The organism is Acinetobacter sp. GN11 (assembly GCF_054823985.1).
This window is the reverse complement of record NZ_JRVL01000027.1, coordinates 1-24,698: the sequence shown is the minus strand read 5'-3', so window position 1 is coordinate 24,698 and position 24,698 is coordinate 1. Positions and strand designations below refer to the sequence as shown.

General features: G+C 37.6%; 25 protein-coding genes and 1 other RNA gene. 17 read left to right on the top strand and 9 right to left on the bottom strand.

What is annotated here, in order from left to right; genetic code table 11:
• Window positions 1–21: 21 nt before the first annotated feature.
• Both glnG and glnL read right to left on the bottom strand, forming a co-directional pair.
• Window positions 22–1,515, bottom strand: coding sequence for a nitrogen regulation protein NR(I) (gene glnG / locus NL42_RS03345; RefSeq protein WP_461311748.1), 1,494 nt, complete (start codon window positions 1,513–1,515; stop codon window positions 22–24).
• Window positions 1,502–2,611 carry a nitrogen regulation protein NR(II) gene (glnL, locus tag NL42_RS03340; protein WP_461311747.1) on the bottom strand — a complete coding sequence of 370 codons (1,110 nt, stop codon included), beginning with the start codon at window positions 2,609–2,611 and terminating at the stop codon, window positions 1,502–1,504. The genes glnG and glnL overlap by 14 nt, the downstream gene beginning before the upstream one ends.
• A 342-nt stretch (window positions 2,612–2,953) precedes the next feature.
• On the opposite strand from glnL, the gene rimO reads away from it, so the two are divergent.
• The 12 genes from rimO (at window position 2,954) to lpxA (ending at window position 15,304) form a co-directional block, all read left to right on the top strand.
• Window positions 2,954–4,297 (top strand): 30S ribosomal protein S12 methylthiotransferase RimO, encoded by a 1,344-nt coding sequence (rimO, locus tag NL42_RS03335; RefSeq protein ID WP_005039981.1) that lies wholly within the window; start codon window positions 2,954–2,956, stop codon window positions 4,295–4,297.
• Window positions 4,298–4,347: 50 nt separating this feature from the next.
• Window positions 4,348–5,076, top strand: coding sequence for a UMP kinase (pyrH, locus tag NL42_RS03330; RefSeq protein WP_003652185.1), 729 nt, complete (start codon window positions 4,348–4,350; stop codon window positions 5,074–5,076).
• Between the two features lie 85 nt (window positions 5,077–5,161).
• On the top strand, window positions 5,162–5,716 hold the full coding sequence (frr, locus tag NL42_RS03325; RefSeq protein WP_016137882.1) for a ribosome recycling factor: 555 nt from the start codon (window positions 5,162–5,164) through the stop codon (window positions 5,714–5,716).
• A 4-nt stretch (window positions 5,717–5,720) separates the two neighbouring features.
• The gene (gene uppS, locus NL42_RS03320) at window positions 5,721–6,473 is read left to right on the top strand and encodes a polyprenyl diphosphate synthase (protein WP_461311746.1); all 753 of its coding nucleotides are present in this window, start codon (window positions 5,721–5,723) and stop codon (window positions 6,471–6,473) included.
• Window positions 6,473–7,297: a phosphatidate cytidylyltransferase gene (locus NL42_RS03315; protein WP_042894143.1), complete on the top strand. Its 825-nt coding sequence runs from the start codon at window positions 6,473–6,475 to the stop codon at window positions 7,295–7,297. Before uppS ends, NL42_RS03315 begins: the two co-directional genes overlap by 1 nt.
• Entirely contained in the window at window positions 7,298–8,494 is a 1,197-nt protein-coding gene (gene ispC / locus NL42_RS03310; protein ID WP_461311745.1) for a 1-deoxy-D-xylulose-5-phosphate reductoisomerase, read from the top strand.
• Between the two features lies 1 nt (window position 8,495).
• Window positions 8,496–9,851 (top strand): RIP metalloprotease RseP, encoded by a 1,356-nt coding sequence (gene rseP / locus NL42_RS03305; RefSeq protein WP_461311744.1) that lies wholly within the window; start codon window positions 8,496–8,498, stop codon window positions 9,849–9,851.
• Between the two features lie 37 nt (window positions 9,852–9,888).
• Window positions 9,889–12,411, top strand: coding sequence for an outer membrane protein assembly factor BamA (gene bamA, locus NL42_RS03300; RefSeq protein WP_461311743.1), 2,523 nt, complete (start codon window positions 9,889–9,891; stop codon window positions 12,409–12,411).
• A 40-nt stretch (window positions 12,412–12,451) separates the two neighbouring features.
• The gene (locus NL42_RS03295) at window positions 12,452–12,952 is read left to right on the top strand and encodes an OmpH/Skp family outer membrane protein (protein ID WP_004643108.1); all 501 of its coding nucleotides are present in this window, start codon (window positions 12,452–12,454) and stop codon (window positions 12,950–12,952) included.
• A 4-nt stretch (window positions 12,953–12,956) separates the two neighbouring features.
• Window positions 12,957–14,027 (top strand): UDP-3-O-(3-hydroxymyristoyl)glucosamine N-acyltransferase, encoded by a 1,071-nt coding sequence (gene lpxD / locus NL42_RS03290; protein ID WP_461311742.1) that lies wholly within the window; start codon window positions 12,957–12,959, stop codon window positions 14,025–14,027.
• A 6-nt stretch (window positions 14,028–14,033) separates the two neighbouring features.
• Window positions 14,034–14,519: a 3-hydroxyacyl-ACP dehydratase FabZ gene (gene fabZ, locus NL42_RS03285; RefSeq protein WP_003652176.1), complete on the top strand. Its 486-nt coding sequence runs from the start codon at window positions 14,034–14,036 to the stop codon at window positions 14,517–14,519.
• Complete coding sequence (gene lpxA, locus NL42_RS03280) at window positions 14,516–15,304, top strand: acyl-ACP--UDP-N-acetylglucosamine O-acyltransferase (RefSeq protein ID WP_016137890.1); 789 nt, start codon at window positions 14,516–14,518, stop codon at window positions 15,302–15,304. The genes fabZ and lpxA overlap by 4 nt, the downstream gene beginning before the upstream one ends.
• A 58-nt stretch (window positions 15,305–15,362) precedes the next feature.
• On the opposite strand, the gene NL42_RS03275 is transcribed toward lpxA, so the two are convergent.
• Entirely contained in the window at window positions 15,363–16,226 is an 864-nt protein-coding gene (locus NL42_RS03275; RefSeq protein ID WP_461311741.1) for a YbgF trimerization domain-containing protein, read from the bottom strand.
• Between the two features lie 313 nt (window positions 16,227–16,539).
• Here NL42_RS03275 and ffs point away from each other — a divergent pair.
• Window positions 16,540–16,636, top strand: an RNA gene (gene ffs / locus NL42_RS03270) — signal recognition particle sRNA small type.
• A gap of 15 nt (window positions 16,637–16,651) precedes the next feature.
• On the opposite strand, the gene NL42_RS03265 is transcribed toward ffs, so the two are convergent.
• From NL42_RS03265 to NL42_RS03250, 4 genes are all read right to left on the bottom strand, one after another.
• Complete coding sequence (locus NL42_RS03265; RefSeq protein WP_461311740.1) at window positions 16,652–17,134, bottom strand: regulatory protein RecX; 483 nt, start codon at window positions 17,132–17,134, stop codon at window positions 16,652–16,654.
• 58 nt (window positions 17,135–17,192) lie between these two features.
• Complete coding sequence (recA, locus tag NL42_RS03260) at window positions 17,193–18,239, bottom strand: recombinase RecA (protein ID WP_461311739.1); 1,047 nt, start codon at window positions 18,237–18,239, stop codon at window positions 17,193–17,195.
• Between the two features lie 145 nt (window positions 18,240–18,384).
• Window positions 18,385–18,813 carry an RNA-binding S4 domain-containing protein gene (locus tag NL42_RS03255; protein WP_252613473.1) on the bottom strand — a complete coding sequence of 143 codons (429 nt, stop codon included), beginning with the start codon at window positions 18,811–18,813 and terminating at the stop codon, window positions 18,385–18,387.
• Entirely contained in the window at window positions 18,797–19,483 is a 687-nt protein-coding gene (locus tag NL42_RS03250; RefSeq protein WP_461311738.1) for an HAD-IA family hydrolase, read from the bottom strand. The genes NL42_RS03255 and NL42_RS03250 overlap by 17 nt, the downstream gene beginning before the upstream one ends.
• A gap of 430 nt (window positions 19,484–19,913) precedes the next feature.
• Between NL42_RS03250 and NL42_RS03245 the strand changes: the two genes are divergently transcribed.
• Window positions 19,914–20,228: a hypothetical protein gene (locus NL42_RS03245; protein WP_461311737.1), complete on the top strand. Its 315-nt coding sequence runs from the start codon at window positions 19,914–19,916 to the stop codon at window positions 20,226–20,228.
• Here NL42_RS03245 and NL42_RS03240 read toward each other — a convergent pair.
• A complete protein-coding gene (locus tag NL42_RS03240; protein WP_461311736.1) occupies window positions 20,210–20,749 on the bottom strand; it encodes a GNAT family N-acetyltransferase in 540 nt (179 codons plus the stop codon). The genes NL42_RS03245 and NL42_RS03240 overlap by 19 nt on opposite strands.
• Before the next feature lie 29 nt (window positions 20,750–20,778).
• Entirely contained in the window at window positions 20,779–21,228 is a 450-nt protein-coding gene (gene gigD, locus NL42_RS03235; RefSeq protein WP_461311735.1) for an Lrp/AsnC family transcriptional regulator GigD, read from the bottom strand.
• 147 nt (window positions 21,229–21,375) lie between these two features.
• Between gigD and kynU the strand changes: the two genes are divergently transcribed.
• The 3 genes from kynU to NL42_RS03220 all read left to right on the top strand — a co-directional run.
• A complete protein-coding gene (gene kynU / locus NL42_RS03230; protein ID WP_461311734.1) occupies window positions 21,376–22,626 on the top strand; it encodes a kynureninase in 1,251 nt (416 codons plus the stop codon).
• Window positions 22,627–22,666: 40 nt separating this feature from the next.
• Complete coding sequence (locus NL42_RS03225) at window positions 22,667–24,061, top strand: amino acid permease (protein ID WP_461311733.1); 1,395 nt, start codon at window positions 22,667–22,669, stop codon at window positions 24,059–24,061.
• A gap of 7 nt (window positions 24,062–24,068) precedes the next feature.
• The coding region (locus NL42_RS03220; protein ID WP_461311732.1) for an alpha/beta hydrolase at window positions 24,069–24,698 on the top strand (630 nt) is incomplete at its 3' end.

Sequence of the window (24,698 nt, the reverse complement as noted above, 5' to 3'; positions counted from 1 at the left end):
TTAATTTAAGGAATCAGCTTTTTAGGCTTCGGTTTGAGTAACCTTGTGTTCATCTTCTTCATCATCGTCAGCAGATTCCATTCCAAGTTCTTTTAATTTGCGAGTTAAAGTATTGCGACCCCAACCCAGTAATTCTGCTGCGTGACGTTTTCGGCCACGCGTTTGTTGTAACGCAGCGTTAATTAAGGTGCGTTCAAACATTGGTGTAGCAATATCCAAAATTTTCATTTCACCATTTTTAAGTTTTTGAATTGCCCATTGATTTAGTAATTCATCCCAATGGTGTAAAGAAATACGTTCAAATAAAGGAGCAGGTTGTCCAGAATCACTATTCTTTTGCAATGGAACTTGTTTAAGTTCAGAAGGTAAATCTTCTGGATAAACTTCACGTCCAGTGATCATGACAGTTAACCAGCGACACGTGTTCTCAAGTTGTCGAACGTTGCCGGGCCATGGTAACTGTTGCATATAGTCTGTTGTCTCGGTACGTAAGATTTTTGGACTCACGCCAAGTTCTTTACCAGCACGCGCAAGAAAATGCTGAGCCAGCATTGGTATATCTTCACTACGATGAGCAAGTTTAGGAATGTGAATACGAATTACATTTAAGCGGTGATATAAGTCCTCACGGAAGCGACCTTCATTTACCAGTTTTTCTAAATCCTGATGCGTTGCTGCCACAATTCGAACATCAACTTTAACTGGAATATGACCGCCTACACGATAAAATTCACCGTCAGCGAGCACGCGAAGTAGTCGAGTCTGTGTTTCAAATGGCATATCGCCAATTTCATCAAGGAATAGTGTTCCACCATTTGCTTGTTCAAAGCGGCCCTGATGTTGGGTAGTTGCACCTGTAAATGCGCCTTTTTCATGACCAAATAACTCGGTTTCAATCAAGTCTTTTGGAATAGCTGCCATATTTAAAGCAATAAAAGGCTTAGCGCGGCGTGGAGAATGCTTGTGTAAGGCATGCGCGACTAATTCTTTACCTGTGCCAGATTCACCATTAATTAAAACGGTAATATGAGACTGAGATAAACGACCAATAGCACGGAAAACCTCCTGCATTGCTGGAGATTCACCAATAATTTCTGTTGATTGAAGAGGCGAAGCTGTTTTTGTGGCTTCTTGTTGTTGTAGCTTGTTGATATGCAGGATTGCACGATTGACCAAGGCTAAAGCTTCATCAATATCAAAAGGTTTTGGTAAATATTCAAATGCACCTGTTTGATAGCTTGAAACAGCAGACTCTAAGTCAGAATGTGCTGTCATAATAATGACAGGTAAATCGGGATGAGAGTTTTTGACTTTAGATAAAAAAGTTAAACCATCAATTCCAGGCATTCGAATGTCAGTTAAGATGACATCGGGAGCATCATGATGCAAACGTTCAAGCGCAGTTTGAGCTTCTTCAAAATTAGTAACGTCAAAACCTTCTTCTTTAAAGGTCTTTTCCAATACCCATCGCATGGCGCGATCATCATCAATAACCCATATTTTATTTCGCGACACGGTCTGACTCCCAAGGTAAATATAAGCTAAAAATAGTTTTTCCAGGAACAGATTGGCATTCAATCATTCCGTTATGTTGATGCATAATATTCTGTGCAATACTCAGGCCAAGCCCAGTACCTTTTGCTCGTCCAGTAACCAATGGATAGAATACGGACTCTAAAATACTCTCAGGTATACCTGGTCCATTGTCCTCAATATCGACCCGCACGGTAGATCGATTCAGCACACCATTAATTGTGACCAGTCGTTGAATGCGGGTACGTAGAATTAGCTCTGGTTCCTGATCGATAAAGAATGTTTTGTTCTCTGTTATGGCTTGAATTGCATTTACACTAATGTTGAGCATGACCTGTATTAACTGATCGCGATCGGCATTCACATCGGGTAAAGACAAATCATAGTCACGTATAATTTTAATTTTCTTCTTTGTCTGGTTTGCAATAAGAGAGCGTACTCGTTCTAAAGGTTCGTGTACGTTCACATTTTCATAACTTGGCAGTTGTCTGGAACCTAACATGGTGTCAGCCAAATTAGTTAAACGATCTACTTCATTAATGATGACATCGGTGAATTCAGCATAAGTCTCATCATTTAAACTACGGGCAAGTAATTGGGTTGCTCCCCGAATACCTGCAAGTGGGTTTTTAATTTCATGTGCAACGCCACGTACGAGCTGCCTAGCGACTTGATGTTGTTGAACTAGATTTTCTTCTTTTGAAATCTTTAACATGCGATCGATTGGATTGAGTTCGATCAATAATAATGGATGGTAGCTTTTACCTGCATTTAATTGAGAAACAGTGTAATCCACATGAAGGTCTTTAAAGTTAACATTAATGATAGCTTCTCGACGCGTATAATGTTGTCCAGTTTTTATGGTGTTTAATAAAGCTTCATGCGTATTAAAAGTATCATCAGGGGCATGAAGTAAATTTAGAACAGGCTGTCCTGAAGCACGAAGCAAACTAATATCAAATAGTGCTTCGCAGGCAGAATTTAAATAAAAAATATTCAAGTTACTGTCGATTAATAAAATCGCAGTAGTTAAGTTGTCTACCAATAGGCGATAGTCGATAGGGTTGTGTTGATCCATTAGCGAATCGTTCCTGTCTTAAAATAGCGCAATGGCATCTTCATTGGTTATCGGATTTTCACCGTTATAGAACATGAACGATGCAAAATATACGCCAACTTTGTTTATGGGTTATTTTAAAGTTTTAAGGTACTTAAAAACGCGCTGAAATCGTTCTTTATATCTTTTGATCAAAACGGATAGCTCAAGTTTAGATAATAACATGATCTAAATTGGTGCAAAGGTGAGTTTTGGTGCAAATGTTGGTTGTATTTTGGTGCATTACACAAAGAGTAGCCTTTCCACCTATGCTTGAGGCAAGAAAAGACATACAATACGCGCATTCAAGTGGAGCGCAGATTCATGAAGACCCCCAAAGTCGGTTTTGTTTCTTTAGGTTGTCCTAAGGCATTGGTAGATTCTGAACGAATTTTAACTCAGTTAAAGACTGAAGGTTATCAAGTTGCATCAGATTATGATGGTGCTGATTTAGTCGTTGTTAATACCTGTGGTTTTATTGAATCTGCGGTACAAGAGTCGCTAGATGCAATTGGCGAGGCCATGAGTGAAAATGGTCGAGTGATCGTTACTGGATGCTTAGGTAAAGATGAAGATAAAATTCGTCAAATGCATCCAAACGTTTTAAAGGTTACTGGTGCAGCAGCTTACCAAGATGTAATGGAAGCTGTACATGAATATGTACCAGCACCACCTAAGCATAATCCGTTTATTGATTTGGTTCCTGAACAGGGAATTCGCTTAACACCAAAGCATTATGCCTATTTAAAAATATCTGAAGGATGTAACCATCGTTGTACCTTCTGTATTATCCCAAGCATGCGTGGTGACTTGGTTTCTCGTCCAGTTGGTAGTGTATTAGAAGAAGCTGCTGCTCTTAAAAGAGCCGGTGTTAAAGAAATCTTGGTTATTTCTCAAGATACATCAGCTTATGGTGTAGATACCAAGTACAAACTTGACTTCTGGAATGGTCAGCCTGTTAAGACAAAATTCTTTGACATGTGTGAAGCACTAGGCCAATTGGGCATCTGGGTGCGTTTACACTATGTATACCCATATCCACATGTTGATGCAGTTATCGATTTAATGGCTCAAGGTAAAATCCTGCCATATCTAGATATTCCATTCCAACACGCAAGCCCACGTATTCTTAAATTAATGAAGCGTCCGGCTCACAGTGAAAATACACTAGAAAAAATTAAGTTGTGGCGTGAAAAATGTCCTGATCTTGTGATCCGCTCTACTTTCGTGGTCGGTTTCCCTGGTGAAACTGAAGAAGACTTCCAGCTGTTACTTGATTGGCTCGTAGAAGCTCAACTTGATCGTGTGGGTTGTTTTACCTATTCACCAGTAGAAGGTGCAACGGCAAATGATTTGCCAGATCATGTGCCAGAAGAAATTAAACAAGAGCGTTACGAGCGCTTTATGCAAGTCCAGCAAGAAATTTCTGCTGCCAGATTGCAAAAGCGTATTGGTCAAACGATGACTGTTTTGGTCGATAGTTTAGAAGATGAATATCCTGTTGCCGTTGCACGTTCTTATGCTGATGCTCCGGAAATTGACGGTAATGTGTTTGTAGAAGATATCGATAAGAACACTATTCAACCGGGCGATATGTTGGAAGTCGAAATTACCGATGCGGATGAATACGATTTATTTGCAAAGTTAATTAAAATTAAATCGGTTTAATCGAAATATATTTAAAGAGCATTCAGTTTAAGAGGTTTTGGAGCAAAGTCATGGCGGAAACAATTAGCCCTCGTTATTCACGTATTCTATTAAAATTATCTGGTGAGGCATTGTCAGGTAATAAAGATATGGGTATTGATGCCCAAGTTTTAGATCATATGTCACTTTCAATTGCACACTTGGTTGGTTTGGGTGTGCAAGTGGGTATCGTTGTGGGTGGCGGTAATTTGTACCGTGGTAGTCAGTTGCAAAAAGATGGTCTAGTTGGCCGTGTAACAGGCGATCAAATGGGTATGCTTGCAACTGTGATGAATGGCTTAGCTATGCGTGATGCTTTAGTTCGTCGTAACATCAGAACTCGTCTTATGTCTGCATTGCCAATTGGTACAGTGGTAGAGTCTTATTCAAGTCGTGATGCGATTCGTCATTTGAGTCAAGGTGAGGTTTGTGTTTTCGTTGCGGGTACAGGAAATCCATTCTTCACAACAGATACAGCAGCATGTTTACGCGGAATTGAAATCGAAGCGAATTTGATTTTAAAAGCGACCAAGGTAGACGGCGTTTATAATAAGGATCCAAGTAAATTTGAAGATGCTGTTAAATACGATCATTTAACTTTTGATCAGGTATTAGATGAAAAACTTGGTGTTATGGATTTGACTGCTATTTGCTTGTGTCGTGACCATAATGTGCCATTGCAAGTTTTTGATATGAATAAATCAGGTGCGTTATTGTCAGTAGTAATGGGTGAAAAAGAAGGAACGCGCGTTACTAAATAATGTACGTGTTACCAAAAGCTCTTTATACTAGCGCTAAATTAAATTTGTTAAATATATCTTTGAATAAATAAGTAAGGTAGATCATATGATTAACGATCTGAAAAAAGACAGCGAACAGCGTATGTTGAAAACTCTAGAGTCTTTGGAACTCGGGTTTGCTAAAGTTCGTACTGGCCGTGCACACCCATCAATCTTAAATGGTGTGATGGTTCCTTACTACGGTTCTGATGTGCCATTAAATCAAGTAGCAAACGTGGGTATCGAAGACTCTCGTACACTTATTGTTCAGCCATTTGAGCGTACAATGGTTTCAGCTATTGATAAGGCAATCCGTGAAAGTGATCTTGGTTTAAACCCAATTACAGCAGATGCTATTCGTGTACCTTTACCGGCATTAACTGAAGAAACACGTCGTGATATGCAAAAAGTTGCGCGTAATGAAGCAGAAAATGCAAAAGTTGCGATCCGTAATATTCGTCGTGATGTATTAGGTGATATCAAATCATTGCTCAAAGAAAAAGAAATTTCTGAAGATGATGAGCGCCGTGCAGGTGATGATATTCAGAAAATCACTGACAAATATGTTGCAGAAGTTGACAAGCGTCTTGCAGCGAAAGAAGCAGAATTGATGAAGGTCTAATTTTATGGCCGATTCTGAAGAGTATCATCTTCCCAAGCATGTTGCCATCATTATGGATGGCAACAATCGCTTTGCAAAAAAAAATCAAATGCAAAAAGGTGATGGGCATCGGGAAGGTAAAAGTGTTCTTGATCCTATCGTTGAACATTGTAAAAAAACTGGTATTCGTGCTCTAACTGTTTTTGCATTCTCAAGTGAAAATTGGAATCGACCGCAGTATGAAGTCGATCTGCTTATGAGACTTCTGGAAGAAAGTATTCATGAGCAAATACCTCGGATGAAGAAATTTAATATTGCTTTGCGTTTTATTGGTGATCGCTCCCGATTATCCTCACACTTAGTTGCCTTAATGGAAGATGCAGAGCAACAAACAGCACACCATGACACTATGACTCTCACTATTGCAATAAGCTATGGTGGAATGTGGGACATTGCTAATGCAGCAAAACAGGTTGCAAAGGCCGTTTCCCGTGGTGAATTTAGTGCTGATCAAATAAATGTTGATTTGTTCGAAAAATATGTCAGTCTAAACGATCTGCCAGCTGTGGACTTGTTAATCCGTACAGGCGGAGATTATCGCATATCTAATTTCTTGTTATGGCAAGCAGCTTATGCGGAACTGTATTTTACTGAAGCTTTATGGCCAGAATTTACAGTACAAGAGTTCGATCATGCATTGAATGTTTTTTCAGGGCGTGAACGTCGTTTTGGTAAAACATCTGAACAAATTCAGCAAGATAAAATAGAGAATTTATAATGTTAGAGCGGATTGTTACCGCATTGGTACTTGTTGCAGTTGTTTTAGGCTGTATGTTTGCTACGCAATCACATTATCCAATGTTGGTTCTTATGATTGTTGCAGCAGGGGTTGCGGGGTATGAGTGGTATAAGTTAATGCCTCGCGAAACTGCAAATGCTGTAAAACCTAAAGCTTGGTGCTACGGTCTGCTTGTTGCATTTGTTTCAGGTGTCGCCTTATTTTTCCACGATATCGCATTACTTTTGTGGTCTGCTTCAATTTTGACTTGGATTGTCAGTGTATATTGGGTCAAGTCATTTCCTGAATTTGATGGCTGGTATAATGCTACTTTATATGTAATTGGCATAATTTTAGTCTGCGCTGCGGTAACGTCAATTTTTGTAGTATGGCAAAGCTCACCATGGTGGTTAATGTATCTGTTCTTGCTCGTATGGGGCGCGGACAGTGGTGCTTACTTTGTTGGTCGCAAATTTGGAAAAAGAAAGCTAGCTCCAACTGTAAGCCCTAATAAATCAGTAGAAGGTTTGTATGGTGGTATTATTACGACTGTAATAATAATGGTAGTTGTGCAATATCATTATCTAAATTTAACTTTAATTCAGCAAATTCTGTTTCTCATATTGTCTTTAATTACAGTGTTTGGTTCAGTTTTGGGTGACTTATTTGAATCAATGATTAAACGTCGTGCAGGTATTAAAGATTCTGGACGTGTTCTACCTGGTCATGGTGGTGTGTTAGATCGTATTGATTCTTTACTTGCTGCAGCCCCGATCTTTGCAACGGGAATGTATATATTAAAACTTATTGGTGTAGATTTATAGATGACACAATCTGTTTGCATATTAGGTGTAACCGGTTCCATTGGTCAAAGTACCTTAAAAATTTTAAATCAACACCCTGACAAGTATTCAGTGTTTGCAGTTTCAGCTCATAGCCGAATTTCTGAGTTGGTTGAAATTTGTAAACAGTTCCAACCAAAAGTTGTGGTTGTTCCTGAGCAAAAAGTTGCCGAATTAACAACTCTACTTGCATATAATAAATTACAAAATATTGAAATTTTGGTTGATCAGCAAGGTCTGGTAACTATTGCCTCACATCCAGATGTTGATGTTGTTATGGCTGCAATTGTTGGCGCTGCAGGTTTGTTGCCCACTCTGGCGGCTGTGAAAGCTGGTAAACGCGTTTTATTAGCGAATAAAGAAGCTTTGGTTATGTCTGGTGAAATCATGATGCAAGCAGCACGTGATCATCAGGCATTGTTATTGCCGGTAGACTCCGAACACAACGCTATTTTTCAGTCATTACCTCATAATTATTTAGAAGCTGAAAGAAATGGGCAACCACAGCAGGGCGTATCTAGAATTTTATTAACAGCCTCTGGCGGTCCCTTTTTAAACCATTCCTTAGAGCAATTAAAAGAAGTTACTCCGCAGCAAGCTTGTAAACATCCCAATTGGTCTATGGGACAGAAAATTTCAGTTGACTCTGCTACTTTGATGAACAAAGGATTAGAGTTAATTGAAGCATGCCATTTGTTTTCAATATCTGAACATTTTGTTACAGTTGTTGTTCACCCACAAAGTATTATTCATTCTATGGTGCAATATGTGGATGGTTCAACATTGGCACAAATGGGTAATCCAGATATGTGTACGCCAATTGCACACGCTTTAGCATGGCCTGAGCGTTTACAGACGAGTGTTCCTGCTTTAAATTTATTTGAATATTCTCAGCTTAATTTTCAAGCACCAGATATTCAAAAATTCCCGGCACTTGATTTGGCTCGTCAAGCAATGCGTGCGGGAGGTTTGGCACCTACTATTTTAAATGCTGCAAATGAAGTTGCTGTTGATGCATTTTTAAAGGAACAAATTGGATTTACAAATATCCCACAAGTGGTAGAGCATACTTTGCAAAAATTGGAAAATTCAGTTGCTGAAAATATTGAGTGCATTTTAGCTAAAGATGAAATAGCACGACATGTAGCGCAGCAATATATATCAAGTATAGGAGGCTGAAATGAGTGCATTATTTATGATTGCAGCAGCGGCTCTTTTACTTGGTCCTTTAATTGCAATCCATGAGTTCGGTCATTATTGGGTGGCACGAAGACTAGGTGTTAAAGTTTTAGTGTATTCCATTGGTTTTGGACCTACATTACTCAAGTGGACATCAAAAAAATCTGGCATCAAATATCAACTTTCAGCTTTACCATTAGGCGGCTATGTAAAAATGCTCGATGAGCGTGAAGGTAATGTTGCAGAACAGGATTTACCTTATGCATTTAACCGCCAAAAACCATGGAAACGTATAGCAATTGTTGCAGCTGGTCCTTTAATTAACCTGATTTTTGCTGTCTTGCTTTTCTGGATCTTATTCTTACCCGCACAAGAACAACTGAACACTAGAGTTGGTAAAGTCATACCGAACTCACCAGCAGCAACTGCACAAATGCAAGTTGGTGACAAGATTATTGCTGTTGATGGGAAAGAAACACAAACTTGGGAAAAGCTTAACTTTGCTTTGATTGACCGTGTAGGTGAGACTGGTAGTGTAAATGTTGATATAGATCGTGCAGGTACTGAAAAAAATATTGTTTTACCGATTAAAGATTTCTTAAAAAATCAAAATGAATCAGCTTTAGATGTGTTAGGTTTTTTACCATACCGTCCTGTTATTCCAGCTGTTGTTACTGAGTTGACTCAAGATGGAGCTGCAATTCGTCAAGGAATGAAAGTAGGTGATCGTATTGTTTTAATTAACGGTCAAATAATGAAAGACTGGTTTGATGTTGTCGAGGTCGTACAACATTCTCCAGAAAAATTACTTAATATTGATGTATTGCGTAATAGTCAATTAGTCCATTTGCAAGTCATGCCTCAAGGAAAAAAAGATAACATGGGGCAAGTGAGTGGTGTCTTGGGTGTGAAAAGTGATGCGGGAAAAATTACAATTCCTGACGAATATAAGCAAACAATTCAATATACTCCAATACAAGCTTTCGAGATGTCACTAGATAAAACTGGTCAAATCTCTAGCATGATATTGAGTTCAATAGTAAAAATGGTTAAAGGTTTAATTGGTTTAGAAAATCTTTCTGGTCCAATTACAATCGCAAAAGTAGCGGGACAAAGTGCAGAAATGGGATGGCAGACTTTTATCTCATTTATGGCTTTAATGAGTGTAAGTCTTGGAATTTTAAATTTATTACCAATTCCAATGCTGGATGGTGGACATCTGGTTTATTACATTATTGAAGCTATTCGTGGGAAGCCTGTTTCTGAACAAATACAAATGTTTGGTCTAAAAATTGGTATGGTACTGCTCGGTAGTATGATGCTTTTGGCTTTATTTAACGATTTTATGCGTTTGTAAACGTATATGGATTTATAACTTACTGGAAAAAACTGGCATGCGGCACACACATTTTTTAATGCCTTTGGCACTTGTTAGCGCTATGGCAGCGGTACAACAAGCATATGCAGCTGATGATTTCGTTGTTCGAGATATTCGCGTAGATGGCTTAGTCCGTCTTACTCCTGCAAATGTTTCTACCATGTTGCCAATCAACAGTGGCGATCGCGTTAATGAACCGATGATCGCAGAAGCAATTCGAATATTGTATGCCACTGGACTTTTTGACGATATTAAAGCATCAAGAGATAACGATACTTTAGTTTTTAATGTCGTTGAACGCCCAATTATTTCAAAACTTGAATTTAAGGGTAATAAACTTATTCCTAAAGAGGCTTTAGACCAAGGCCTTAAAAAAATGGGTATTGCTGAAGGTGAAGTTTTTAAGAAGTCAGCTTTACAAACAATTGAAACTGAATTAGAGCAGCAATATACTCAGCAAGGCCGTTATGATGCTGATGTATCTGTTGATACAATAGCTCGTCCAAATAACCGTGTTGAACTTAAATTAAACTTTAATGAAGGTACAGCCGCTAAAGTTTTTAATATCAATATTATTGGTAATACTGTTTTTAAAGACAGTGAAATTAAACAAGCCTTTGCAGTTAAAGAAAGCGGTTGGGCTTCAATCGTAACTCGTAATGACCGTTATGCTAGAGAGAAAATGGCAGCGAGCCTTGAAGCTTTGCGTGCGATGTATCTGAATAAGGGTTATATCAATTTTCATATCAATAACTCACAGCTTAATATTAGTGAAGATAAGAAGAACATCTTTATTGAAGTTGCTGTAGAGGAAGGCAGTCAATTTAAATTTGGACAAACCAAGTTTTTAGGTGATGCACTTTATAAACCTGAAGAGTTACAAGCTTTAAAAATCTATAAAGATGGCGATACTTATTCGCAAGAAAAAGTAAATGCTGTTAAGCAATTATTATTGCGTAAATATGGTAATGCTGGTTATTACTTTGCAGATGTAAATATTGTTCCACAAATTAATAACGATACAGGTGTCGTTGACTTAAATTACTATGTAAATCCAGGTCAGCAAGTTACTGTACGTCGTATTAATTTTACTGGTAACAGTAAAACTGCCGATGAAGTATTACGTCGTGAAATGCGTCAAATGGAAGGCGCTTTAGCGAGTAATGAAAAAATTGATTTATCTAAGGTTCGTTTAGAGCGTACAGGATTCTTCAAAACTGTTGATATTAAACCAGCTCGTATTCCAAACTCACCAGATCAGGTGGATTTAAACGTAAATGTTGAAGAGCAACATTCGGGAACTACAACATTAGCTGTAGGTTACTCACAAAGTGGTGGTATCACATTCCAAGCAGGTTTGAGTCAAACTAACTTTATGGGAACAGGTAACCGTGTTGCGATCGATTTATCTCGTTCTGAAACTCAAGATTACTATAACTTAAGCGTTACTGATCCTTACTTTACAATTGATGGTGTAAGCCGTGGTTATAACGTTTACTATCGTAAAACGAAACTTAATCAGGACTATAACGTTAATAACTATGTTACCGATAGTTTCGGTGGTAGTTTAAGTTTTGGTTATCCAATTGATGAAAATCAAAGTTTAAGTGCCTCAGTTGGTATTGATAATACTAAAGTAACCACAGGTGCCTTTGTTTCTACTTATGTCCGTGACTACTTGAAGGCTAATGGTGGTAAAGCAACAGGCACAGAGACCTACTGCCCAATTGATAATCAAATTCCTATAAAAGATAAAGATGGTGTTATCACTGGCACTGAATGTAAGGAAGGTGGCGAAAGAACTTATGATAATGCTTTTGAAGGTGAGTTCTTTACTTATAACCTGAATTTAGGGTGGTCATACAACACATTAAACCGTCCAATTTTCCCAACCTCAGGTATGTCACATCGTGTAGGTCTGGAAATTGGTTTGCCGGGTAGTGATGTTGAATACCAAAAAGCAACTTATGATGCTCAGGCATTCTTTCCTATTGGTACTACAGGCTTTGTACTTCGTGGCTATGGTAAGTTGGGCTATGGTAATGATTTGCCATTCTATAAAAACTTCTATGCTGGCGGTTACGGCTCTGTCCGTGGTTATGATAACAGCACCTTGGGTCCGAAATATTCAAGCGTAAATTTACAAGAAGAAGGTAAAGATGACTCTTCTCCAGAAGACGTAGGTGGTAACGCTCTTGTACAATTTGGTACTGAGCTAGCTTTACCGTTACCTTTCAAAGGAGATTGGACTCGTCAAGTACGTCCAGTTTTATTTGCTGAAGGCGGTCAGGTATTTGATACCAAGTGTAACGTTGGTTCTTATTCTATGATTATGAATGGTCAGCAAATTGCAGATGCTAAAAAATACTGTGAAGATAACTATGGCTTCGACTTAGGTAATATGCGTTATAGCGTAGGTGTTGGTTTTACATGGATTACTATGATCGGACCATTATCTCTTAGCTATGCATTCCCACTAAATGATAAGCCTGGTGATGAAACTAAAGAGATCCAGTTTGAAATCGGTCGTACTTTCTAAGTACGACTTGACTAAACACGAAATAAGGACACAAAGTTAAATGAAAAAATTAAATATATTAATGTTAGGACTAGGTTTGACAGTTTCTGCTATGACTAATGCTGCAGGTTATGGTGTTATTGATCTTGCTAAAGTTGTTGAAAGCAGTGCTTATTTGAAACAACAAAACGCAAGTTTAAATCAGTCAGTTAAGCCAACCACAACTCGTCTTGAGCAGTTGGGTAAAGAATTGGAAGGTCTTCAACGTCAAGCCCAAACTCAAGGGCAAAAAATGAAAGAAGATGATATTAAAAAGCTCCAAGCGCAATATCAAACAAAACTCAATGAATTTAATTCTACTCAACAAGGTTTGCAGTCTAAAGTTCAAACTAGTTTGCAAGGAATGAACTCAACTTTTGAGACTCGTGTGAAGCAAGCAGCTGAACAATTACGAAAAGAAAATAATCTTGACTTCATTTTGAATAAAAATTCAACTGTTGCCTATGACGCTAAGTATGATTTAACTGATAAAATGATACAAAAGGTTAATTCAATGAAATAAATTAATGAAAGTGCAACATTATCGTTTAGATGAACTAGCTCACCTAGTAAATGGTGAGTTAGTAGGTACGGGTAGTCTTCAATTTCTAAACTTAGCAAGTTTAGAAAATGCGGAAACTCATCAGATTGCTTTCGTGAATGGCGAAAAGTATATTGATCAAGCAAAGGCTAGCCGTGCAGGTGCGTACATTGTTACAAGCCTTATTAAAGAACAGCTTACTGACAAACAAAATTTTATAATTGTTGATAATCCTTATTTAGCTTTTGCCATACTTACGCATGTTTTTGATAAAAAAATTACATCAGTAGGTATAGAAAGTACGGCTCAAATTCATCCTTCTGCGATCGTTTCTGAAACAGCATATATTGGTCATTATGTCGTAATTGGCGAAAATTGCGTTGTCGGCGATAACACAATTATTCAGTCTCACACTCGACTGGACGATAATGTGGAAATTGGAAAAGATTGTTTTATTGATGCCCATGTCACTATTACTGGTGGATCTAAATTATTTGATCGTGTGCGAGTTCACGCAAGTACTGTAATTGGTAGTGAGGGCTTTGGCTTTGCACCATATCAAGGAAAGTGGCATCGCATTGCTCAATTGGGTTCAGTTATTGTAGGTAATGATGTTCGCATTGGTTCAAATTGTAGTATTGATCGAGGTGCGCTTGACAACACAATTTTGGAAGATGGGGTAATTATTGATAACCTTGTGCAAATCGCGCATAACGTTCATATTGGTTCAAATACGGCTATCGCTGCTAAGTGTGGAATTGCTGGTAGTGTTAAAATTGGCAAAAACTGTATTCTAGCAGGGGCTTGTGGTGTGTCAGGGCACCTTTCTATTACTGATAATGTGACTTTGACTGGAATGTCAATGGTCACAAAAAATATTTCTGAAGCTGGTACTTACTCTTCAGGAATTGGATTGTTTGAAAATAGTCATTGGAAAAAGACAATTGTACGCTTACGACAATTAGCAGATGTGCCATTGACCCAAATCACTAAACGACTTGATCATATACAAGCTCAAATAGAGTCTCTTGAATCAACCTTTAATTTGCGTAAATAGAATATTATGACCGAGTCAACTACACCTAAATTTGCCATCCCTGAATTACCAATGCAGATTCAAACGATTCGTCAATATTTGCCGCATCGTTACCCATTCTTATTGGTTGATCGTGTGACTGAAGTTACTGACAATAGTATTGTTGGTTATAAAAATGTTTCTATCAATGAAGAGTTCCTACAGGGGCATTTCCCAGAATATCCAATTATGCCTGGTGTTCTAATTGTAGAAGCATTAGCTCAAGTTTCAGGTGTTCTAGGATTTATTATGAACAACGAAACGCCAAAACCAGGTTCTTTATTCCTCTTTGCTGGTGCTGAAAGAGTTAGATTTAAAAAACAAGTAGTTGCTGGTGACCAACTTGTATTAAAATCTGAATTAGTAATGCAAAAACGCGGTATCTACAAATATAATTGTACGGCTACCGTGGATGGTATTGTAGCAACAACCGCTGAAATTATGATTTCACACCAAAAAACAGAGCAGGCATGAGCAATCACGACTTAATTCATTCTACGGCCATTATTGATCCATCTGCAGTGATTGCTCCAGATGTCCAGATAGGACCTTATTGCGTTATCGGTCCAAATGTGACTATTGGTGCGGGTACTAAGCTACATTCACATGTAGTGGTGGGTGGTTTTACCAAAATTGGTCAAAATAATGAGATTTTCCAGTTCGCAAGTGTTGGTGAAGTTTGTCAAGACTTGAAGTATCAAGGTGAAGAAACTTGGTTAGAGATTGGAGATCATAATTTAATTCGTGAACATTGCAGTTTACATAGAGGAACTGTGCAGGATAATGCTTTAACTAAAATAGGAAGTCATAACCTATTGATGGTTAATACTCATATTGCACATGATTGTATTGTTGGTGACCATAATATTTTTGCGAATAATGTTGGTGTTGCTGGACATGTACACATAGGCGATCACACCATTATTGGCGGTAATTCTGGCATTCATCAATTCTGTAAAATCGATTCTTACAGTATGGTGGGTGGGGCATCATTAATTTTAAAGGATGTACCAGCTTACGTTATGGCTTCTGGTAACCCAGCCCATGCATTTGGTATTAATATCGAAGGAATGCGTAGAAAGGGTTGGTCTAAAAATACAATTCAAGGCCTCAGAGAGGCTTATAAGTTAATTTTTAAATCAGGGCTTACTTCTGTTCAAGCTGTTGCACAAATTAAAAGCGATATTCTTCCGAATGTTCCAGAAGCTCAATTATTAATTGATTCCGTTGAAAAATCAGAGCGTGGTATTGTTCGCTAAGAAAATATATTAAAAAAAGACACTGCAATATGCAGTGTCTTTTTTTTGCTTAAAATTATTATTTATTAAAAAATTTGGCTTCTTCAGATTTTGGATACTGACTTAAAATTTTAGTTTTATATTGATTTGCCGAAGCTGTATTTTTATCGACATCTTTAGCAATGCTATAGAGTTGATAAAGAGCACGAGGAGCTTTACTCGAATTTGGATATCGAGTTGCTACTACATTGTAGTTCTTTTTGGCCTCGTTGTAATTTACTGGATCAGTTGCTAAATTAAATTCAGCCAACCAAAAATAAGCATTTCCCGTATAAACACTATTCGGGTGATTTTTGATAAAGTTTTGCATTGGAGCAATCGCTTTTTTGGCTCCACCTTGCTTATAGGCATCTAAAGCTACAGTGTAAGCTGCCTTTTCAAGCTCTACAGGGTTTGATTGGTTTTGTGAGGGCGGCTGAGATGCTTCTGGTTGTGGTGGCGGAGTAGTGGAAGAGGTGCTTATTGGAGCAGCATTCACTACTTTGTTATCTACTGTAGAGGCTTCTGTGCTTGCGGTAGTTGGAGTATCACTATTCGCAGGATTATCTGATGGTGCACTTTCTGGATCGACCTTCTGATTAAGTAGTTCTAAGCGCTGATCTAAATCGGTATAGCGATTAGATAAATCTTTTTTCAATTGTTCGATATCGTTAGATTGCTCTTCTAATTGCCCACGTAAGGTGCGTACATCATTCTCTAATTGTTGGTTTTTCTGCATTAATTCCCAGTTTAAATTACTAGGTACTGAATCATTATTAGAAGAAGTGTTAGTTGTACTACCACCGCTTTGGCTTAAACCACGAGACTCAATTGGAATGTTGGCATAGAGAGAGGTAGTGCTCATTAAGGCAATAAATAATAAAGAATGCTTCATCAATCGCATGAGTATAGGTCCATAATTTTATGTAAAAGCCAACTTAAAAAAGGAATATGTAAACTATTCACTTAACTATCTAAGATTTTAATTGGTCCATGCAATTAAAACAGCAAACAATATAAATGCAAGAATAGTTTACAATCTTCAAGCATATTTTATCCAAAAGAAGATACAAGAAAGAATATAGGAGAGTGATGTATAGAAACTTATAGGTTTTTGCTGATGAATTAATCAATTGAAACATAAACTTGCTTAAAATGGTGAAGAGGGCTTGCAACTATTTTAAAAATCTCTATACTCTGTTTTGCAATGGTAGCCCCGCTGGTGGCTTCGCAATTGTACTCTGTGAACCCCGCCAGGACCGGAAGGTAGCAACGGTAGCAGATCTATGATGTGCCGAAGTTTTGCTAGTGGGGCTGCCACCATTTTTTTCAGTCCACTTTCCGTTGGACAGCTTTTATAATTACATCTAAATCAAATCCTCTATATTGTAAAAATCTAATCTGTTTTGCTTTAAGTTTTGGATCTTTTTCTACTTCTTCGCCAAATTTTTTCACTTTCAGTTGATACGCTTGTTCTATCCAGTCAATATTGTGAATATCCTCTGCGATTAAATCATTTTCGATTTGTTTTGTTTTTAAAGCTTGCTTAATACGTTTTGGTCCTTTGCCTTTGCGAATCTGGCTAGCAAGCATTTGTTCAGCAACACGTTGATCACTTTGATAATTCTTTTCAGATAATTCCTCAACAAGTTGTTGAACCTCTTCAGGATTTTGTGCATAACGAGTTAATTTTTCAATAAGCTCTGCTTTGGAATAATCTCGACGAGTCAATAAAGCAAAAGCATAAGACCGTAAACGCTGACCTGTAAGCAAAGCTCGTTGTTGAGTCTGTTCTTCAGTTCTTTTGAACATGGTATTAGGATTCCCTTGTAAAAAACGCCCCGAAGGGCGTTTTAAAGCGTATGAATAATTAAGATTCTAATAGAAGATCAGCTTCTTCTTCATTTTCAACTTGATCAGTAGTCGTGCCTGTTGTTAACAGTTGTTCACGGATATTACGTTCAATCTCTCCAGCCATTTGAGGGTTCTCTTCAAAGTGGCGAATAACATTGTTCTTACCTTGACCAATTTTATTACCTTGATAAGAGTACCAAGCACCTGCTTTTTGTACGATATCTTGCTGTACAGCTAAATCAACAAGTTCGCCCAGCTGGTTTGTGCCTTTACCATATAGGATTTGGAAAAGAGCTTCTCTGAAAGGAGGCGCCATTTTGTTTTTAACAACTTTAACGCGAGTTTCAGAGCCGACGATTTCATCGCCTTCTTTTACTTGGCCAATACGACGGATATCTAAACGTACAGAAGCGTAGAACTTCAATGCGTTACCACCAGTTGTGGTCTCAGGGCTACCAAACATTACACCAATCTTCATACGGATTTGGTTAATGAAAATAACCATACAGTTTGAGCGCTTAGCATTACCAGTAATTTTACGAAGTGCCTGACTCATTAGACGAGCTTGCAAGCCCATATGAGAGTCACCCATCTCACCTTCAATTTCTGCTTTAGGGGTAAGTGCCGCGACTGAATCGACAACAATCATATCAATTGCGCCAGAGCGAACCAACATATCTGCAATTTCGAGTGCTTGTTCACCGTTATCAGGCTGTGATACAAGCAGGTTATCAATGTCTACACCAAGCTTACGTGCATATTGTGGATCTAATGCATGCTCTGCATCGATAAATGCACAAGTACCGCCAGTTTTTTGACATTGTGCAATCGCTTGTAGCGTCATTGTGGTTTTACCAGAAGATTCTGGACCATAAATCTCGACAATACGACCTTTTGGTAAACCACCAATCCCCAATGCAATATCTAAAGTCAAAGAGCCTGTAGACACAGCTTCAACAGCTTGAACAGTGTTGTCACCGAGACGCATCACCGTATTTTTGCCAAATTGTTTCTCAATTTGACTTAGCGCGGCTTGTAATGCTTTGCTTTTATTCTCATCCATCTCAAAAACCTCAATACTCTATGTTCATCACGTTTAACCCAAGTGGATGCATTGAATCTCAACTTGTTTCACTGGGTTAATAGTGACAGATTTTTTCTATAGCTTCTATGTGTTGTATGTGTATGTGCGACACAACTCGACGTTTTTATTCATCACCATATGACCAATTTTGATCATTCTCCTGTTTAAACCGAATAATTTGTCGACGATCCTTTTTACCCGGTCTATGGTCAGGTCGAGCTAGATTATGCAATTTTCGTTGGGATGCAATCAACTCCCGTCTAGCAATACTTACTTCGGTTTCTTCATAAAGTTGCTGTGCGACCGGAGCTGGACCACGTGTGTTCGAAAGAGCTTTTATCACAACAGTTTTTTTATCAAAACCTTGCTGAATAATAAGTTCCATTCCAACTCGAATTTCCTTGGAAACTTTGACACGCTCATTATTGTGATGTACTTTACCTCCTTCAATCGCTGCTTTAGCAATTGAACGAGTTTTAAAAAAACGAGCAACCCATAACCATTTGTCGACACGCATGGTCTCTACAGCATCGTTTTCATGCAATTTTGACATCATTATCCTTTCTATCAATTTGATTCAATATAGACAGCAAGTCTGTAAGCCGATCTAGTGCTTTAAACTCTAAATCTTGATGCTGTTTTATATCTTTTAGACTTGAGGGCTGTGAGATAGTAAACAAGTGTTGAATACCAAATTTTTCTGCTGTCTTTAATACGGGAGCTGTATCATCAATAAAAATCGTTTCATCTGGATTGAATGGATGTAATCTTTGGAGTTCTTGCCAAAAATTAATATCTTCTTTGGCATAACCAACTTGTTCACTAGATATGATGACATCGAAGAAATGTTCAATTGCAATATTATCGAGTTTTAAGCGTAAGCTTGCGCAGTCAGCATTTGTAGCTAACCAACACTTGTATCCCTGTTCTTTAAGTTGTTGCAAAAGCTCAATGCAGCCAGAACGAGCTTGGATCTTAGATTGAAATTCTTGTTGTAATTTGAGTACATCAACGCCTACAGTTTTAGTCCAATAGGTTGATGAATACCAAACAAGCGTATGGCGATGTGATTGATAAAATTGATATAGCTTTTTTTGGCTTTCTGCGAGGGAAAGTTGATGTATTTTCGCATGTCGTTCAGGAAGACATTCATTCCAAATGAAATCGTCAAAAGCGAGATCTAAGAGTGTACCATCCATATCAAACATTACAATCTTAGACATGATTTAAAAATCTCCAAAGACTTTCAAAGCACAATTTTTTAAGAAAATTATTCATATAACCTTTAAAAAATAATAATTTGAGACTAATTTGTGGCATTTAAAGCTCAACAAAGTAATTCATGCAACAAGAAAAAGTTTGTACAAAATATTATAGTTTGCATGGACACTAGTTGGTTTGGAATTGTACCGTGTAATTTTGCAGAAAAAAAAGATTAATGAAATAGTTTTGAGGAGAAAAGATTTTTCTTTTAGTTAAAGTAAAAAGCAATATTCTGGATTTATTTAAATTGAGCTTTACCTTTATGTGAACCATCTTAATGATCGTTATTTTTGCTTACATACGATACTTTTTGATAAACAATATATAAATTGAAGCATACTCAATTAGCGCTATATTGAGAATTATGCTAATAACAATTTAGAGAAGGCAATGAAAATTGGATTTATTGGAGGAGCCAATGATGGCATAGTCATTAATGCTGCTGATGGCCTCGATACTTATAAACTTGAATGGCACTATAAAGCTGAGAAACACTGTGAAACTCAAATAAATGAAGGTGAGTGGCAGCCTAATTTAGGACTTAATGGTCCTGAATATGATTATTATAATTTATTAATTCTAAGAAAAAATAAAGAGGCTAAACTTTTCTATGTGCTTACCACTATGAAAAAAGAAGAAATAGCAGATAAACTTAATGAATATTGGGAATGTTCAACCTCTGTCGGCTATGATTTTGATGAGTAAACATTTGTGATTTCATATAGCACATGTTCTCTTAATTCGTGATGAAGAGGAACTTTAGGATGTTCGAAGTTTTTAACTTTTTGCATTCCAAGTTTTTTCATGACAGCTTGAGAGGGTGTATTAATCGTAGCGGTAAATGAAAAGATTTTATCTAAATTCAGTATATTAAAAGCATAATCTAAAACTGCTTTTGCACCTTCTGTTGCATAACCTTGTTTCCAAAATTCTTTTGCAAGTCGCCACCCAATTTCCACACATGGAGAAAAGTCAAATTGTTCAGGTTGGTTGTGTAGACCAATAAATCCGATAAATTGATGGGTTTCTTTTAATTCTACTGCCCAAAAGCCCCAACCTTTTTCTTGGATGAGTGATGAAATTTTTTGGATTAAATTCAGGCTTTCTTGAGGGGTTAAGAGATTCGGGAAAAACTGCATAACATCTTGATCTAAGCCCATTGTTATAAATGGCTCAAAATCACTTTCTTTCCACTGTCTTAAAATTAAACGCTTTGTTTCGATCATGAGATGACTCTTTAATTAAAAATGAGGGGTCAAAGTGGTTTTTGCACAATCTTCTGTAAAATGATCTTGGAATTGATGCTCACTACACCTTTTATTTTATTTAAGGTGTTAATGACGAAATGAGAAAAAGAACTCAAATCTTTGGTCGCAACGTGTAAAACATAATTAGATTCACCAGTAATAATATATGCATTAATGACTTCATCAAAATTTTTGATCTGACTTAAGAAGAAGTTGTGATCATTTTCTGTTAGCTGGGCAAGTTTTATTTCGACGATTGCCTCAATTTTTATGCCTAGTTTTTCATAATTAACTTTCGCTTGATATTTTTCAATTACACCATTGTTTTCTAAAATTTTAACACGCCGATGACAAGCTGAAGCCGAAAGGTTAACGAGATCGGCCAGTTCTTGGTTACTTAACCGAGCATTATCTTGTAAATACTTCAGGATTTTTAGGTCTATTGCATCTACATTCATTTTCGAATTTCATCCATGTTTTTTAATTTTAATTCGAATTTTATACGAAAATAGCTAATTTTAATCAAATATTATCGAATAAATCGAAAGAATTGGCGTGATAAAATTCAAATACAAAGGAAATGTTGAAAATAGGTGAAATAACAAATGATTACTCGTGAACAATGCCTCTATTGGGATCAGGAAGATGAACTCAAAAAGTTTAAAGATGAATTTGCACTGCCAGAAAATGTCATTTATCTAGATGGTAATTCATTGGGAGCAAGACCACAGAAATCATTAGAGGTTGCTCAGCATATTATTGCCAAAGAGTGGGGCGAGGACCTCATTAATAGTTGGAATAAAGCAGATTGGTGGGGTCTACCGACTAGACTCGGAGATAAAGTCGCGCAGCTTATCGGTGCCGAAAAAGGGGAAGTGGTTATTTCAGATTCAACGACGTTAAATTTATTCAAAGTTTTATCAGCAGCAGTAAAAATTCAAGCCGAAAAATTTCCAGAACGTAAAATTATTGTTGCGGAAAAAGATGCCTTCCCAACCGATATTTATATTATTGAAGGCTTTATAGACTTGATTAATCAAGGTTATCAAGTTGAGTTAATTGATGGGGCCGATGATTTGTCTCGTGTTTTGGCAAATGATGTGGCGGTAGTTGTTCTTTCTCATGTGAATTATCGGACTGGATATTTCTATGATATGGAATCTATTAACCAACAAATTCACGCTAAAGATGCTTTGATTATTTGGGATTTATGTCACTCAGTTGGTGCGGTGCCTATGGATCTTAATCAGAGTAATAGTGATTTTGCGATTGGTTGTACTTATAAATATTTAAATGGCGGTCCAGGTTCTCCAGCATTGTTATGGGTAAATCAAAAGCATCGTGATCAGTTCTGGCAACCTTTATCAGGCTGGTGGGGGCATAAAAAACCCTTTGATATGGCTCAGCACTATGAACCAGCTAACACTATTCGTCGTTATTTGTGTGGAACTCAACCTATCATTTCGATGAGTCTAATCGAATGTGGCGTCGATATTTTCTTACAAGCTGATATGCAACAAATACGCGAGAAATCCCTCAAATTAACTGATTTGTTTATTCAACTTGTTCAACAGGAATGTGCTCAGTTTGGTTTTGAGCTGATTACACCTTTAAACCATAAATATCGTGGCAGTCATGTCAGTTATAGACATGAGTTTGGCTATGAAATTATTCAGGCGCTTATTGCTCGTGGTGTGATTGGGGATTATCGAGAGCCAGAAGTATTACGTTTTGGAATTACACCTCTATATCTAGGTTTTGAAGATATCTGGAATGCTGTACAGCAACTTAGGCAGATTATGTTGAATAGTGAATGGAAAAATGAGCGTTATCTGGTGCGCAGCGAAGTGACCTGATCGTTAAAGGTTAATATCAGAAGAATGGCTAGGAGGGCCTATGAGCAGTTTTGATGAAATACAAAATCGAGAAGCGGGTTTACATAAGAAATTATCCGCAAAACAGATGGGAATGATTGCAATTGGTGGAGCGATTGGTACAGGGCTGTTCATGGGAAGCAAGTTTGCAATTAGCTTTGCTGGCCCTGCTGTTATTGTAAGTTATGCGATTGGTGGTTTAATCGCATTTGCTATTATGGCTTGTTTGGCTGAGATGACAGTTCAGCATCCTACGTCAGGCTCATTCGGGGCATACGCTGAGCATTATGTGAGTCCTCTTGCTGGGTTTTTAGTCCGTTATTGTTATTGGGCGTGTATTGTATTAGCCGTTGGTACGGAAATTACAGCAGTTGCCGACTACATGAAGCTATGGTTTCCTCATGTAGGCTCGTGGATCTGGATTGCTTTTTTTTCGCTGACTTTGCTGGTGGTTAATGCATATAGCGTTAAAGCGTTTGGATTAGTTGAATATTGGTTTTCGACAATAAAAGTCTTTGCAATTATTGTATTTATTCTTTTAGCAATTGGCATTCTGACTCAAAGTCATGGAGGAACAGAACAAGTTCTCTCTAATTTAACCGAGTATGGTGGCTTTTTTCCTCATGGTTTTAGTGGGGTCTGGATCGGGGTAATTATTTCAATATTTAGTTATTTAAGTATTGAAATGATCGCTGTTGCGGCTGGTGAGGCTAAAGATCCGGAAAGAGCCGTTAAGAAAGCGTTTAAAAGTACTGCAATTCGCTTAATCCTATTTTATTTACTGTCTTTATTTCTCATTGTGGCGCTTGTTCCATGGACAACTTTAATTGGAGCCGATGCGACCAGCCCATTTGTGATGGTAATGAAAATTGTAGGCATTCCATACGCAGACAGTATTTTAAATTTTATTGTAATTGTCGCGGCCTTATCCGCCATGAATAGTATGTTGTATATCTCAACACGTATGCTATTTAGCTTGTCACGCGCAGGTGATGCACCAAAACTATTTGGTCGTATTAGTCATAATGGCGTACCAATCAACGCGTTGCTATTGTCAGCAGTGGGTATTGGGATCGCGAGTATTGTTTATACGATTAATCCAAACTCTGCATTCCCAATCATGATTGCTTTATCTATGTTTGGTGCATTGTTCACTTGGGGCAGTATTTTCATTACCCATATGTTTTTTAGACGGGAAATGGCACAACAAGGCCAGCAATTAAAGTTTAAGGTTCCAGCGAGTCAGTTAATTTCATTCTTAGGATTAATTGCAATTTTAAGCATCACAGTCACCACATGGTTTACCAATGAGTTTAAGTCAACTTTACAATTTGGAGTTCCATTAGTTGTTGTGCTTACTGTTTTCTATTATTTAAAACGATCATCAGCCAAGCTTGCTTTAGAATCGTTGAAGTGAGAGACCTATGAGACTCTATGACAATGCTAGAACTGTGGCTAATGAACATGAGCTATTGGCAGAATTTCAAAGAAGCAGCTTGGCGGCCTATCAACAATGCACTCATATTGCAGATATCCAATATGGTCCGCACCCAAGGTCAACCTTAGATTTATTTCCATTAATACAAACCAAAAAGACTGTTATTTTTATTCACGGTGGTTATTGGCAATGGTGTGACAAATCAGATTTTGCATTTATCGTACCGTATGTTCTAGCAAAAGGAGCCCAGTGTGTTCTTTTAGAATATGATCTAGCCCCACAAAGCAAAATTTCAGATATTGCTTCTCAAGTTCATCAAGCTCTCGATTTTATTCGAGAGCAAGACTGGAGAACCGACGAGGTTATTCTAGTTGGGCATTCAGCAGGAGCACATCTTGCTGCTTTGTCATTAGGCCATCCATTCATATCTGAGATGGTGTTGCTAAGTGGAATTTATGACTTAAGGCCTATACAAAGCACTCATTTAAATCATGCTCTCAATCTTTCAAGCGAAGATATCTTAAAATATAGTCCTATTTATCACAGTGATCGAATTACTATTCCATGTTCAATTTTCTGTGGTGAACTTGAGCTCGAAGAGTTGAAATGGCAAAGC